Consider the following 13,465-nt stretch of genomic DNA (forward strand, 5'->3'; position numbering starts at 1 on the left):
GCGGGCCCCCGCACGGCCTTGCCCCGCGCGTGTCGTGGCGGCCCGCAGGCACAGCCGCGTCGCATGGCCGAGGTCGCCCTCGGCAGCGCGGAAGATGTAGGCGCCGGCGACGGTGACGGTCAGCCGGATGGCCTCCGCGCTGTCCGCGAGGCCGAGGGCGTGGATCTCCTCCCGCCGGCTCTCGCCGACGTCGATCGCGCGGTGGAGGTGGCCCGACTCCCGATAGCACCTGCTCAGCGCGATCAGGTCGGTGAGCCACTGCGTCTCGGCGAGCGGCTCGGCGGTCACGACGAGCAGCTCGGAGATGGCGCCCTCGAGGTTCCCGGACCGTTCGAGCGCCGTGGCGCGCAGACGGCGGGCGGTGCGCACGACCTCGGGTGCCGCGCCGCCGGCCAGCCGGTCGAGTGCGCAGTCGGCGGCACGCAGGAGCTCGCCGGTGCGCTCGTGGGAGGAGTGCAGGAGCTCGGCGTTGTCGAGGTAGCCCAAGATGTCGACCAGCGCCGCGGCGTCCGGGCCGCTGACCAGCGTGTCGGGTGAGGTCTGCGTGTGCCGGGCGAGCACCGTCAGCGCTCGCTCGTCGGGGAGGACCCGACCGGCCTCGATGTCCTCGATCAGCTCGGGAGCCAGGCCGGTCTCCTCGGCAAGCGCCGCAACCGCCTTGCCGATCGTCCTGCGCGCACCGCGGAGCCGTCGGCCGAGGTGCACCTGGTCGACCGGCCCGGACGGCTGGATCGACCCTGGCGCCATGGGCCCCATGCTACGGGGGTGACCGGTCGGATCCGGGCGGAACGGATCCTCCGCCTGCGGGCCCCGCGGACCTCGGCCTGCCCGCCGGGGACCGGGGCGGCTCAGGTGGTCGCGCGCCGGTGGGCCGCCGCGCCGGTGGCGGCCAGCCCGGTGGCCGCGGCGGCACGACGGTAGGCGTCACGGGAGGCATCGGCGTCGCCGAGCTCGTCGAAGATCGACCCGAGCTCGAACCACAGCTGGGCCGCTGAGCGGTCGCCGGCGACGCCGCGCAGGGCGTCGGCTGCGCGGGCGAAGCTCTCGTGCGCGGCCTTGGCCTTGCGGGCACGCCGTTGGATCTGGCCGAGGAGCAGGTCGCGGGTCGCGGCCAGGACGGGGGAGAGATCGGCGTCGGCGTCGGCGCCCAGGATCGCCACGGCGGCGTCCGGCTCGCCGTCGAGGAAGACGGCACGGGCGAGGGCCGTGCGCACGGCCGCCAGCTCGGCGGCGGAGCCGTGGCCGCTGAGCATGTCCACGGCCCTCTCCAGGGCCGCTCGTGCGTTGGCCACGTCCGGTTCGTCGGCGGCGAGGAGCAGCTCGCCCCGCGCTGCCTGGTGGCGCGCGGCCCTCACGCGCCGCGCGACGTCGTCGCCGATCCGGCGCGCCGTCGCGGCGAAGGTGCGGGCGAGGTGGACGTTCGCGTTCTCGAGCTCGGCACTGCTGGCCCGGTGGTAGGCGGCGGCGAGGTCAGGCGCGGCGGCAGCCGACGGGACCCGGCCCAGCGCTTGGAGCGCGCGGTCCGTGTCGCCCTGCGCGACGTGGGCGGCGCTGAGCGCGGTCGCCAGGGCGAGCGCGTGGTCGCCTCCGGCGATGCCCGCGGCGTCCAGGGTCGCCAGCGCCTGCTCGCCCAGCCGCACGGCACGTCCGGCGTCGCCCCCGGCGACGTAGGCCGATGTCAGCGCGACCGCGGCGTCCAGCCAGTGTCGTGCGGTGGGTCCGGCCTCGACCAGGTCCTCGAGCCGGATGATGGCGTCGTCCAGGTCGCCGGCCGCGCGGGCGGCCAGCGCGGTGAGCAGGGCGACCTCGGTCGAGGTGTCGGACTCGGGCGAGCCGTCGAGGGCGGCTGTGATGTCTCGCAGCTCGGCCAGTGCGGCCGGGCCGTCGTGCTCGAGCGCCCAGGCCGCACGGTCGATCCGGGTGCGCAGCTCGGCCTGCCGGTCGCCGGTCACGCCGGTGAGCAGCTGCTCCAGCGTCATGCCCACCTTGGCGGCGAACACCAGCAGCAGCTTGAGCTCGGGGCGGCGGTCGCCGGACTCGATGCGGGACAGGTACGCGGCCGAGGCCTCCGGCGAGGCGAGCTCGCTCTGGGTCAGGCCGGCCGCGATGCGCGCGGTCTTGATCCGCTGCCCCAGGACGCCCGCGTCGATGGTGCGGCTGAGGGCGGCAAGCTCAGTACTGACATCCACCCCTGCATTCTGCCTCGACTCGACACGCATTGTGCCCGCGCGGCTGCCGAGATCTTGCTGAGTTCTGCCAAGCGTCGCTGCTCAGCGCAGCGCGGTGACCTCGAACCGCTCGTCGGGTACGGCGATCGCGTCCTGCGCCGCGATCAGCCGCAGCTCGCGCTCGCCGGACGCCAGGGTCGCCGCGAGCACGTCGTACACCGACGCGACGGTCCGGCCCAGGGCGAGCGCGGCCGAGCCGGTCGTGTGCAGGTGGGCGGTGAAGAGCGCGGCAGTGATGTCCCCGGAGCCGTTCGCCTTCATCGGCAGCCGCGGGGTCTGCACGATCCACGCGCCGTCGCCGGTGACGGCGATCATCTCGATCACGCCGTCGGGGGCGCCCGCGCGCTCGACCGAGGTGACCAGCACGGTGGCGGGGCCGAGGGCACGCACCTCGTCGGCGGCGGCGAGGATGTCCTCGAGCGAGGACGGCCCGGACAGCTCGTCGCGGCCGGTGATGAAGCCCAGCTCGAACTGGTTGGGCGTGAGGATGTCGGCGACCGGGACCACCTCGGAGCGGATGATCGGCGGGATCTCCGGGTTGACGAAGCAGCCCGACTTCGCGTTGCCCATCACCGGGTCGCAGGTGTACGTCGCCGCGGGGTTGGCCGCCTTGACCCGCTTGACGGCGTCCACGACCACCGACGCGACGGCGGGGGAGCCCTGGTAGCCCGACAGCACCGCGTCGCAGGACGGCAGCACGCCGCGCTCCTCGATCCCCATGATCACCTCGCCGACGTCGGCGGGGTCGAGCAGCGGACCGCGCCAGGCGCCGTACCCGGTGTGGTTGGAGAAGTGCACGGTGAACACCGGCCACACCTCGTGGCCGAGGCGCTGCAGCGGGAAGACCGCCGCGGAGTTGCCGACGTGGCCGTAGGCGACCGAGGACTGGATGGACAGGATCCGCACGGAGGCCATCCTCCCAGCCGCCCCTCGCCAAGACGAGAACACGAAACACTTTCGTGACGAAACTAGAACGCGTTACAGTGAGGCGGCCGGGCCCCCCGAATGACCCCGGTCACACGAGCGAAGGATGGGAATCGGATGGCGAAGCGCGCGCCGTACAGCAACGAGGCTGACTACGTGGTGGTCGGGTCGGGCAGCTCCGGGTCGGTCGTGGCCGGGCGGCTCGCCCAGTCCGGCGCGAGCGTGATCCTGCTCGAGGCCGGCAAGTCCGACGACACCGGCATGCACGGCTACTTCACGAAGAAGCCCGGCATGATCGGCCCGATGCACTCCGAGCCGCGGCTCGAGAGGCTCTTCGACTGGGGCTACCGCTCCGTGCCCCAGCCCGGCCTCGACGGCCGCCGGATGCCCGCGCCGCGCGGCAAGGTCGGCGGCGGCTCGAGCTCGGTCAACGGCATGGTCTACGTCCGCGGCAACCGCGCCAACTACGACTCCTGGGCGGCCGAGGGCAACGCCGGCTGGAGCGCCGACGAGGTCAACGCGGCGTTCAAGCGCTACGAGGACTTCGAGGACGGCGAGAACGCCTACCGCGGCGCCGGCGGCCCCATCAAGATCACCCGCAACAAGACGCCGCAGGAGGCCACCCTCCAGTTCATCCAGGCCACCGCCGACACGCTCGGCGTGAAGGTCCTCGACGACTACAACGCCGCCGAGCAGGAGGGCATCGCCCGGATGCAGCAGAACGCTGCCGAGGGCCTGCGCTACTCCTCGACCCGTGGCTACGTCCACCACCTCGCGCCGCGCACGCTGGAGTTCCAGACCGAGGTCCACGTCGCGAAGGTCGTCATCGAGAACGGCCGCGCCACCGGCGTCGAGGTCATCGACCAGGGCAGGGGGGGCGGCACGCGCCGCTTCATCAAGGCCGGCAAGGAGGTCATCCTCTCCGCCGGCTTCGCCAACAGCCCGCAGCTGCTGATGCTCTCCGGCATCGGGCACGCCGACCACCTCGCCAGCGTCGGCATCGACTGCGTCGCGGACCTTCCGGTCGGCGACAACCTGCACGACCACCTGTTCCACCCGCTCTCGTTCCACGTCCCGAGCGTGAAGTACCGCGGCAACGCCTGGACCTTCTTCAAGGGCATGGCGCGCGACCTGACCCGCGGGGGCTCGTTCCTCGACAACTCGGTCTTCGAGTCGGTCGGCTTCGTGCGTACGTCGGCCGCCACCGACGTGCCCGACCTCCAGCTGCACATGCTGCCCTGGGCCTACCCGAGCCCCAACCAGGACGAGCCGATCCGGCACATCCCCGACGGCCGCCCCTCGCTCACGGTCTTCTCGACGCTGATCTACCCGAAGAGCCGCGGCACCCTGCGCCTCGCGTCGTCCGACCCGACCGCCGCGCCGCTCATCGACTACGGCTTCTTCACCGACCCCGCCGACGTCGAGGTGCTCGCCGAGGGCACCGAGATGATCCGCGAGATCATGGCCTCGGCCGCCTTCGGAGGTGCGGTCAAGGAGGAGATCCACCCGGGGCCGTCCATCCCCAACGGCAAGGAGCTGCGGGTCGCGCTCAAGAACCGCTCGACCTCCGTCTACCACGGCGTCGGCACCTGCCGGATGGGCGTCGACGAGCGCGCGGTCGTCGGCCCGGACCTCAAGGTCCGCGGCATCGAGGGCCTGCGCGTCGCGGACGCCTCGATCATGCCGAGCATCACCGGCGGCAACACCAACGCCCCGTGCTACATGATCGGCGAGAAGGCCGCCGAGCTCATCCTGGGCGGAGCGGACTGGTGACGCGTACGACACCGCAGCGACCGGCCTCCGTCACCGACGAGCTGCTCCAGCGCCTCGTCGCCCGGGTTCCCGGTCGCACCGGCGCGACCTGGAAGCTGAGCGAGGTCTACACCGGCGAGGTGCTCGTCGAGCTCCCGCAGTCGACCCCCGAGGACATCGAGGCCGCCTTCGCGCAGGCCCGCGCGGCGCAGCAGCTGTGGGCGCAGTGGCCGGTCGCGAAACGGCTCGAGGTCTTCGACCGCGCGCACACCCTGCTCGTCGACAACGCCCACACCACCGCCGACCTGATCCAGGTCGAGAGCGGCAAGAACCGGCGGATGGCGATCGAGGAGACGTGCGACCCGCCGATGGTGATGTCGTACTACCTCAAGCGCGCCAAGAAGCTGCTCGCCCCGAAGAAGCACGGCGGTCCGGTGCCGATCGTGTCCGGCTCGACCGAGGTGCGCGTCCCCAAGGGCGTCGTCGGCATCATCGCGCCGTGGAACTTCCCGTTCGCCACGGGACTCTCCGACGCCATCCCCGCGCTCATCGCCGGCAACGCCGTCGTGGTGAAGCCCGACAACAAGACGGCGCTCTCGCCGCTCTACGGCATCTCGCTGCTCGAGGAGGCGGGCCTGCCGAAGGGCCTGTTCCAGGTCGTCTGCGGTGAGGGTCCCGACGTCGGCCCGACCCTGATCGACAACGCCGACTACGTCATGTTCACCGGGTCCACCGCGACCGGCCGGGTGATCGGCGAGCGCGCCGGCCGCAACCTGATCGGCTGCTGCCTCGAGCTCGGCGGCAAGAACCCGATGATCGTGCTCGACGACGTCAACGTCGAGGAGTGGGTGGAGGGCACCACCTTCGGCGTCTTCGGCAACACCGGCCAGATCTGCATGCACATCGAGCGGATCTACCTGCCCGAGAGCCGGTACGACGAGCTGAAGTCCGCCTTCGTGGAGCGGGCCGCCCATCTGGACATCGGGGCGGCGTACGACTTCGGACCCGAGATCGGCTCGCTGGTCAGCCCCGACCACCGCGACCGGGTGGCCTCGCACGTCGAGGACGCCGTCGCCAAGGGCGCGACGGTCCTCACCGGTGGGCGCGCGCGGCCCGACATCGGCCCCGCCTTCTTCGAGCCGACCGTGCTCGAGGGCGTCACCAAGGACATGCTGGCCGGTCACACCGAGACCTTCGGCCCGGTCGTGTCGCTGTACTCCTACCGCACCGTCGACGAGGCGATCCACCTCGCCAACGACACCGACTACGGCCTCAACGCCTCGGTGTGGAGCGGCGACCTCGCCCGCGCGGAGGCGGTGGCGGAGCGGATCGAGTCCGGCAACGTCAACATCAACGACGCCCTCGCGACGGCGTACGCCTCCAAGGGCTCGCCCTCGGGCGGGGTGAAGAAGTCCGGCATCGGCGCCCGCCACGGTGACCAGGGCCTGCTCAAGTACACCGACGCGAAGAACGTCGCCGTGCTGAAGAAGCAGGTGATGGGCCCGCGTCCGGGCCAGGCCTACGAGGCGTACGTCAAGCAGATGCTCAGCTCGCTCAAGCTGATGCGGAAGCTCCGCGTGCGCTGAGCGCTGACGCTCGGCGAGCAGCCGCTCGGGCGTGTCGAGACGTCGGGAGATGTCTCGACACGCCGCTGCGCTCGTTCCTCGCTCCGCGGCTACTCGACGAGCTCGATGCTCACGCCTCGATCGCCTCGCGGTCGGCCGTCGGGGAGGCCCCGGCGATCTCGATCTTGCGCGGCTTGGCCTTCTCGGCCACCGGGATGACCAGGCGCAGCACGCCGTTCTCGTAGGACGCCTCGATCCGCTCGAGGTCGAGGTTGTCGCCGAGGACCAGCTGGCGCGAGAACTGGCCGTGGGTGCGCTCGGAGGCCAGGCGCTGCCAGTCCCCGTTGCCGGCGACCCGCTCGGCCCGGACGGTCAGCACGTTGCGCTCGACGTCGATGTCGATGCTCTCCTTGCTGACGCCGGGGATGTCGAGCTCGAGGACGAACTGCTCGCCCTGGCGCCAGGCGTCCATCGGCATGACGGCCGGCCGGTTCGTCGTACCGAGTCCGGCGCCGAGGAGCTGGCCGGCGAGCCGGTCGAAGTCACGGAACGGGTCGGTGGTACGCAGCAACATGACAGGTTCCTCCTTCGGGATACGCCGGCTCCGGGGTGAGCCGGTCGTGCGTTGATCTGCAATCACCGTTATAGATAACCTGATCCCGTGAATCAAGGCCGAGGTCGAACCGACGACACGCGAGGGGTCTTCGCCATCTCCGTCGCGGCACGGATGACGTCGATGGAGATCCAGAACCTGCGCGTGTACGAGCGGCGCGGCCTCCTGGAGCCCGCGAGGAGCGACGGCGGCACCCGCCTCTACAGCCACGCCGACATCGAGACGCTGCACCGGATCCGCGACCTGCTGGCGGACGGGCTCAACCTCGCCGGGATCGCCAAGGTGCTCGAGCTCGAGGCCGAGGTGGCCCGGCTGCGTCGGCGACTCGCATCCGTTGGTTGAGGTGCGAGGAGCGCCAGCGACGAGCCTCGAGACCGCCGGAGCCGACCCTTGGTCGTGACCAACCGGATTTCGACGCGCTGCAGCGACGTCGTTCCTCAGTCGCTGCGCTTGCTCAATCTGCCTTCGCCCACGCAGAGCGCTCGTTCCTCGCGCTCTGCTGCTCAGGCAACCTGAAGCGAGCGCTTCGACAGTCCCATCCAGAACCCGTCGATCACCTGGTCGCCGGGCTCGGTCGGGTCGGTCGCGGCGCCGAGCGTGACGAACAGCGGCGTGTAGTGCTCGACGGTGGGGTGCGCGAAGGGCATGCCCGGCGCCTTCGAGCGGTACGACGCCAGCTCGTCGACGTCGCCGCGGGCCATCGCCTCACCGGCCCACGCGTCGAAGTCCGAGGACCAGCCCGGGGCGTCGGCGTCGATCTGCCAGGACGTCAGGAACGGCAGGCCGTGGGTGAGGAAGCCGGACCCGATGATGAGCACGCCCTCGTCGCGCAGCGGCTTGAGCCGGCGGCCGATCTCCATCAGCCGGCCCGGGTCGTGGGTGGGCATCGACATCTGCAGGACGGGGATGTCGGCCGCGGGGTACATGATCTTCAGCGGCACCCACGCGCCGTGGTCGAGGCCGCGCGAGGCGTGCTGGTGGACCGGCTCGGTGCGCGGCATCATCGCCGCCACCCGCGTGGCCAACGCCGTTGCGTCGGGCGTCCGGTAGGTCATCTTGTAGTACTTAGGGGCGAACCCGCCGAAGTCGTAGACCAGGGGAGCGCCGCTCGCGGTGAGCGAGAGCGGCGCGGACTCCCAGTGGGCGCTGACGATCAGGATCGCCTTCGGTCGCGGCAGGTCGCCCGCCCAGGCCGCGAGCTGGCTCGACCACAGCGGGTCGTCGAGGAGCGGGGGAGCGCCGTGCCCGATGTAGAGGGCCGGCATCCGGGTGCTGGTGTCCGTCGTCATGTCCACTCCAATAGTTAAGACTTCAACTATATTCCCGGCGGTTCCTCCCGGCAAGGCCGGACGCCCGCGGCTCAGGCCGGCAACGCCCAGTCGACGGGCCGACCGCCGCGCTCCACGAGCAGGGCGTTGACTCGGCTGAACGGGCGCGACCCGAAGAACCCGCGCGAGGCCGACAGCGGCGAGGGGTGCGGGGACTCGACCGACGGGATCGAGCCGAGGTGCGCTCTGAGCGTCTGCGCGTCCCGGCCCCACAGGATCGCGGCGACCGGCGCGCCGGCCTCGGCCCGTCGTACCAAGGCCTGGATCGCGCACGCCGTGACGTGCTCCCAGCCCTGGCCCCGGTGCGAGCCGGGCTCGCCGGGGCGCACGGTGAGCACCCGGTTGAGCAGCATCACGCCCTGGTCGGCCCAGGCGGTGAGGTCGCCGTGGCCGGGAGGGACGAAGCCGACGTCGTCGGCCAGCTCCTGGTAGATGTTCCCGAGGCTGCGCGGGATCGGGCGCACGCCCCGGTCGACGGCGAAGCTGAGTCCGATCGGGTGGCCCGGCGTGGGGTAGGGGTCCTGGCCCACGACGAGGACGCGAACATCGGCGAGCGGGCGCCGGAAGGCGCGGAAGACGTGCTCGCCGGCCGGCAGGTAGGCGCGGCCCGCGGCGATCTCGGCGCGGAGGAACTGCCCGAGCGCGGCGACCCGGCCCTCCACCGGTGCCAGCGCGTCGGCCCAGTCGGCGGCCATCAGGCCCTGGTCGACGAGCGACGCAAGAGAACCTGGTCGTGACGAGCCGGCCGAGCTCTGACTGGTTGCACCCACGGCCGAACCCTAGGACACCAAAGGCGTCGCGGTCCCCCCAGACCCCACCCCTCCGAGGGTCCGGCCGTGGTTGCTGCTCCCTGTCGTCGCGGTGCCGGCGCGCGCCCCACCCCCTCCTCGGGGCGCCCGCCGACGTGCGACGAGCTCCGGCGCGGATCTCGAGCCCTGTTGGTCCTCCGGGGGCACTCCCGGCAATGGGGTGCCGGACCCGGTGGGGCTCCCTCCAACGAACGTCGAGGTCCGCGTCGGTAATGAGAACTCTACGGAGCGACCCGGGGTGCGCGAATCGGGAACGCGGCCGGGACCGGTTAGTCCGTTGGGACTATGTCCCGGCAGCGACCGGCCGGGCCAGCCGGTCGAGGAAGGCCACGAGGACCGCCTCACGCAGCGCCGGCGGCGCGACGTCGAGCAGCGCGTTGACCGACGCCATCCGCTCGGGCAGGCCGATCTCGCCGCCGTCCCCGGCCAGGCCGCCGGCGGCCAGCAGCAGGTCGAGCTCGGCGTCGCCGAGGGTCACCGGGTCCAGCGCCCGCAGCAGCTCCGCGACTCCGGGATCGACCGGCACCGGACCGGCCCCCAGGGCTGCGGCGACGGACTCCTCCAGCGCGGCCAGGAAGGCGGCGGGCTCGGTCGCGGCGCTGATCGCGACGTGCAGCGACGGCGGCCGGTCGCGGTACGACAGCTGGGGCTGGACGAACCACCCGCGCACCGCCATCTCGTCGCAGACCGTGAACACGTCGAGCGGCCCGTCGGCGACCGCGGCCACCAGCGTCGACTCCGGGGCGGCGACCAGGGCGAGCCCGCCGAGGGTCGAGATCCCTGCCGCGATCGTGTCGGTGGCGGCCAGCGCCTGCTCGGCCAGCCGGAGGTACCCGGCGTCGCCGATCGCCTGCACCGTCGCCCACGCCCCGGCCGTCGGGCCGCCCGAGCGCGTCGACTGCAGGGTCGCGTTGAGCATCGTGTAGCCGGGCCAGCCGGCGTGGGCGAAGTACTGCGGGCGGCGCAGCGCGGGCGTGCGGTGCAGGAGCAGCGACGCGCCCTTGGGTGCGTAGGCGTACTTGTGCAGGTCGGTGGAGATCGACGTGACGCCCTCGACCGCGAAGGTCCACGGCGTCACCGGCCGTCCCAGCCGGGCGGCGTACGGCAGCACCCAGCCGCCGATGCACGCGTCGACGTGGCAGCGCACGCCCCGGGCGGCCGCCGCCGCCGCGATCTGCGGGACCGGGTCCACCACGCCGTCCGCGTACGACGGCGCGCTGGCCACCACCAGCACGGTGGTGTCGTCGAGGGCGGCCGCCATCGCCGCTGCGTCGGCGCGGTGGTCGGGACCGGTCGGCACCACGACCACCCGGAGGCCGAAGTAGTGCCCGGCCTTGTGGAACGCCGCGTGCACCGTGTCGGGCACGACGATCGACGGCGAGGCGATCTCCGGGTGGGCGTCGCGCGCGCCCAGCACCGCCAGCAGGCAGGACTCGGTGCCGCCCGACGTCAGCGTCCCGACCATCGAGGCAGGTCCCTCGACCAGGTCGCGGGCGAAGGCCACGAGGTCGTTCTCCATCGCCAGCAGGCTCGGGAACGCCGTCGGGTCCAGGCCGTTGCTGCCGGCGAACGCCGCCACGGCCTCGCGGGCGAGCGCGTCGACCTCGGCCAGCCCGGCGTCGTACACGTAGGCCAGGGTCCGGCCGCCGTGCACGGGTAGGTCGTCCTCCTGCAGCGCGACCAGTCGCTTGCGGATCTCCTCAGGCGTCAACGAGATCGACCTCCCTCTCGTCGAGAGCGTAGCCACGCAGCCACCACAGGCTCGCGAGCACCAGCAGGGCCGGCAGCACCGAGAAGCCGAGCGTGATCGCGGTGACCGCGGAGTCCGGCTGCGCCACGTCGCCGCTGTCGCTGGACCGGTAGGACCCCAGCGCCAGCGCCACCGCGAACAGGCCGGGGCCCAACGCCAGGCCGAGGGTCTCGCCGGCGGTCCACACGCCCGTGTAGACACCCACCCGCGAGGAGCCGGTCCGCCGCGCGTCGACGGCTGCCGCGTCCGGCAGCATCGCCATCGGGAACACCTGGGCGCCGGCGTACCCGACGCCGACCAGGCCCACCGCCGCGAACACCACGGCCGACGGCACGTGCCCGGCGAGCACGGCCAGCGCGGCGCCGGCGGCGAGCACGAGCGAGGAGGCGACGTACCCCTGCTTCTTGCCGATCCGCCGCCCGAGCGCCGCCCACCCGGGCGTCAGCAGCAGCGCCGGCCCGACGAAGCAGACGAACAGGATCGTCGCGGCGCCGTCGCGTTCGAGGACGTCGCCGGCGAGGTAGTCGACGCCGGCGAGCATGCAGCCGGTGGCGAGCGCCTGCAGGACGAAGGTGACCAGCAGCAGCCGGAAGTCCCGCGCGGCGGCGACCAGGCGGAGCTGGTCGCGCAGCGTGCCCGGTCCCGGCGCCACCTCGCCGACCCGGGCACCGCGGGTGCCGCGGTAGGCCAGCAGCGCGCCGGTGACGATGATCGCCGCCATCACGACGCCCATCGCGCGGTAGCCGTCGCGGCCGCCGACCGCGTCCCGGATCGCCGGCGCACTCGCCCCCGCGAGCAGGATCGTGAACGCCAGGATCGCCACCCGCCAGGTCATCAGCCGGGTGCGCTCGGCGTAGGAGTCGGTGATCTCGGCGGGCATCGCGACGTAGGGCACCTGGAAGAAGGCGTAGGCGGTTGCGCAGGCCAGGAAGGCGACCAGCACCCACGCCGCGTCGAACGCCTGCGAGCCGAGGTCGGGGCCGGCGAAGAGGACGGCGAAGCAGACGCCCAGCACGAGGCCGGCGCGTAGCAGCCACGGCCGTCGCGGCCCGCGCGGGTCGACGGTGCGGTCGCTGATCCGGCCCGCCACCGGGTTGAGGACGACGTCCCACGCCTTCGGAAGGAAGACGATCGCCCCCGCCAGCAGCGCGGGCACGGCGAGGCTGTCGGTCAGGTAGGGGAGCAGCATCAGGCCCGGCACGGTGCCGAACGCGCCGGTGGCGACCGACCCGGCGCCGTACCCGATCCGGACGCTGCGGGGGAGGGGCGTCCCCGGGGAGCTCACTTCCCGAGCGCCCGCGAGGCCGCGGAGGAGTGGCGCCGCTTCCGGTTGGTGCCGATCGGCGCGGTCGCCCGGCTGTCGGTCGACCACTGGGAGATCCACTCGTCCATGACCAGCCAGGTGGTGGTCCGGGCGGCGCGGCCGGTCAGCATGCCGAGGTGGCCACCGGGCACGACCTCGAAGCGGACCTCGGGCGACTTGGTCAGGATCGGTACGACGGCACGCACCGCCGGGACCGGCGCGATGCCGTCGGTCGAACCGCCGAACACCAGCACCGGGACGGTGATCTCACCCAGGTCGATGGTCCGGTCGTCGAGCTCGAAGGTGCCGCTGGCGAGCTGGTTGCCCTTGGCGAAGCGGTGGTAGAGCTGGCCGAACGTGCGCCCGGGGTAGGCGATCATGTTCGCCGTGAAGTGGTCGACCGCCTCGACCTGCGCGAGGAACTCGCGGTCGTCGACGTGGGTCGCCAGCGCGATCGGCTTGGTCACCAGCTTCTGGAACGCGGTGAGTTGGAAGGCCCACTTCACCAGTGGCTTCGGCGCCCCGCCCAGCATCTGGTAGCCCTTGGTGACCGGGCCCTTGCCGTTGAACAGGTTGAGCAGCGGCCGGAACGGTGCCAGCAGCGGCACGAGCGAGATGTCGATCGGCGAGCCGACGACGGTCAGCGACGCGACGGGCAGGTCGCCGGAGCGCTGGTCGGCGAGGGTGAGCAGGGAGAAGATGCCGCCCAGCGACCAGCCGATCACGTGCACGGGACGGCCGCCGGCGTGCTTCGACACCTCGCGGATCGCGGTCGGCACGACCTCGTCGACCCAGTGCTCCATGCCGAGGTTGCGGTCACGGAAGGAGACCTCGCCGTACTCCACCAGGTAGGTCGGCCGCCCCTCCGTCACGAAGTGCTCGACCAGCGAGCACCCGCGCCGCAGGTCGTAGCAGCTCGCCGGTGCCGCGAGCGGTGTCACCAGCAGCACCGGGTCGCCGTGCTCCTGGACGTGGCCCGCCGGGCGGTAGTGGTAGACCTCGCGCAGGGTCCCGTCGTCGATCAGGGTGCGCGGCATCGGCCGCAGGTCGGCGACGCCGCCGTAGAGCAGCTTGTGGGCGACGTTGCTCGCCGCAGCGACGACCTGGTCCGGGGCGGGGAGCAGGCCGACGCCCGGGACGGAGCGCAGGGGCACCAGATCCATGGGCGAAAACTACCGCGCAGCGCCGGCTCG

12 protein-coding genes are annotated in these 13,465 nt (G+C 72.6%); 3 read left to right on the forward strand and 9 right to left on the reverse strand.

What is annotated here, in order from left to right:
* From KU893_RS11895 to pdxY, 3 genes are all read right to left on the reverse strand, one after another.
* A partial coding sequence (locus KU893_RS11895; RefSeq protein WP_218234586.1) for a helix-turn-helix domain-containing protein occupies positions 1 to 747 on the reverse strand: 747 nt, incomplete at its 3' end.
* Between the two features lie 101 nt (positions 748 to 848).
* A complete protein-coding gene (locus KU893_RS11900; protein ID WP_218234587.1) occupies positions 849 to 2,189 on the reverse strand; it encodes a helix-turn-helix domain-containing protein in 1,341 nt (446 codons plus the stop codon).
* An 81-nt stretch (positions 2,190 to 2,270) separates the two neighbouring features.
* Positions 2,271 to 3,143, reverse strand: a complete 873-nt coding sequence (pdxY, locus tag KU893_RS11905; protein ID WP_344771653.1) for a pyridoxal kinase PdxY — start codon at positions 3,141 to 3,143, stop codon at positions 2,271 to 2,273.
* 126 nt (positions 3,144 to 3,269) lie between these two features.
* Between pdxY and KU893_RS11910 the strand changes: the two genes are divergently transcribed.
* Both KU893_RS11910 and KU893_RS11915 read left to right on the forward strand, forming a co-directional pair.
* A complete protein-coding gene (locus tag KU893_RS11910) occupies positions 3,270 to 4,925 on the forward strand; it encodes a GMC family oxidoreductase (protein WP_218234589.1) in 1,656 nt (551 codons plus the stop codon).
* Positions 4,922 to 6,490: a succinic semialdehyde dehydrogenase gene (locus KU893_RS11915; RefSeq protein WP_257441611.1), complete on the forward strand. Its 1,569-nt coding sequence runs from the start codon at positions 4,922 to 4,924 to the stop codon at positions 6,488 to 6,490. Before KU893_RS11910 ends, KU893_RS11915 begins: the two co-directional genes overlap by 4 nt.
* A gap of 109 nt (positions 6,491 to 6,599) precedes the next feature.
* Here the strand turns inward: KU893_RS11915 and KU893_RS11920 are convergent, their stop codons facing one another.
* A complete protein-coding gene (locus KU893_RS11920) occupies positions 6,600 to 7,043 on the reverse strand; it encodes an Hsp20/alpha crystallin family protein (RefSeq protein ID WP_218234590.1) in 444 nt (147 codons plus the stop codon).
* 87 nt (positions 7,044 to 7,130) lie between these two features.
* On the opposite strand from KU893_RS11920, the gene KU893_RS11925 reads away from it, so the two are divergent.
* The gene (locus tag KU893_RS11925; RefSeq protein ID WP_257441612.1) at positions 7,131 to 7,424 is read left to right on the forward strand and encodes a MerR family transcriptional regulator; all 294 of its coding nucleotides are present in this window, start codon (positions 7,131 to 7,133) and stop codon (positions 7,422 to 7,424) included.
* Positions 7,425 to 7,585: 161 nt separating this feature from the next.
* Here KU893_RS11925 and KU893_RS11930 read toward each other — a convergent pair whose 3' ends face one another.
* The 5 genes from KU893_RS11930 to KU893_RS11950 form a co-directional block, all read right to left on the reverse strand.
* A complete protein-coding gene (locus KU893_RS11930) occupies positions 7,586 to 8,371 on the reverse strand; it encodes a dioxygenase family protein (RefSeq protein WP_246592540.1) in 786 nt (261 codons plus the stop codon).
* Between the two features lie 71 nt (positions 8,372 to 8,442).
* A complete protein-coding gene (locus KU893_RS11935) occupies positions 8,443 to 9,105 on the reverse strand; it encodes a uracil-DNA glycosylase (protein ID WP_218234655.1) in 663 nt (220 codons plus the stop codon).
* Between the two features lie 397 nt (positions 9,106 to 9,502).
* Complete coding sequence (locus KU893_RS11940) at positions 9,503 to 10,930, reverse strand: pyridoxal phosphate-dependent decarboxylase family protein (protein ID WP_218234591.1); 1,428 nt, start codon at positions 10,928 to 10,930, stop codon at positions 9,503 to 9,505.
* Positions 10,920 to 12,254, reverse strand: coding sequence for an MFS transporter (locus KU893_RS11945; protein ID WP_218234592.1), 1,335 nt, complete (start codon positions 12,252 to 12,254; stop codon positions 10,920 to 10,922). The genes KU893_RS11940 and KU893_RS11945 overlap by 11 nt, the downstream gene beginning before the upstream one ends.
* Positions 12,251 to 13,435, reverse strand: coding sequence for an alpha/beta fold hydrolase (locus KU893_RS11950; RefSeq protein WP_218234593.1), 1,185 nt, complete (start codon positions 13,433 to 13,435; stop codon positions 12,251 to 12,253). Before KU893_RS11950 ends, KU893_RS11945 begins: the two co-directional genes overlap by 4 nt.
* Between the last annotated feature and the right edge of the window lie 30 nt (positions 13,436 to 13,465).

This window comes from Nocardioides daeguensis, assembly GCF_019192965.1.
Classification (GTDB): Bacteria; Actinomycetota; Actinomycetes; order Propionibacteriales; family Nocardioidaceae; genus Nocardioides; species Nocardioides daeguensis.

Excerpts from the sequence above, each read along its gene's own strand:
- pdxY (WP_344771653.1), bottom strand. The coding sequence starts at position 3,143 with ATGGCCTCCGTGCGGATCCTGTCCATCCAGTCCTCGGTCGCCTACGGC.
- KU893_RS11910 (WP_218234589.1), top strand. The coding sequence starts at position 3,270 with ATGGCGAAGCGCGCGCCGTACAGCAACGAGGCTGACTACGTGGTGGTC.
- KU893_RS11920 (WP_218234590.1), bottom strand. The coding sequence starts at position 7,043 with ATGTTGCTGCGTACCACCGACCCGTTCCGTGACTTCGACCGGCTCGCC.
- KU893_RS11930 (WP_246592540.1), bottom strand. The coding sequence starts at position 8,371 with ATGACGACGGACACCAGCACCCGGATGCCGGCCCTCTACATCGGGCAC.
- KU893_RS11935 (WP_218234655.1), bottom strand. The coding sequence starts at position 9,105 with ATGGCCGCCGACTGGGCCGACGCGCTGGCACCGGTGGAGGGCCGGGTC.
- KU893_RS11950 (WP_218234593.1), bottom strand. The coding sequence starts at position 13,435 with ATGGATCTGGTGCCCCTGCGCTCCGTCCCGGGCGTCGGCCTGCTCCCC.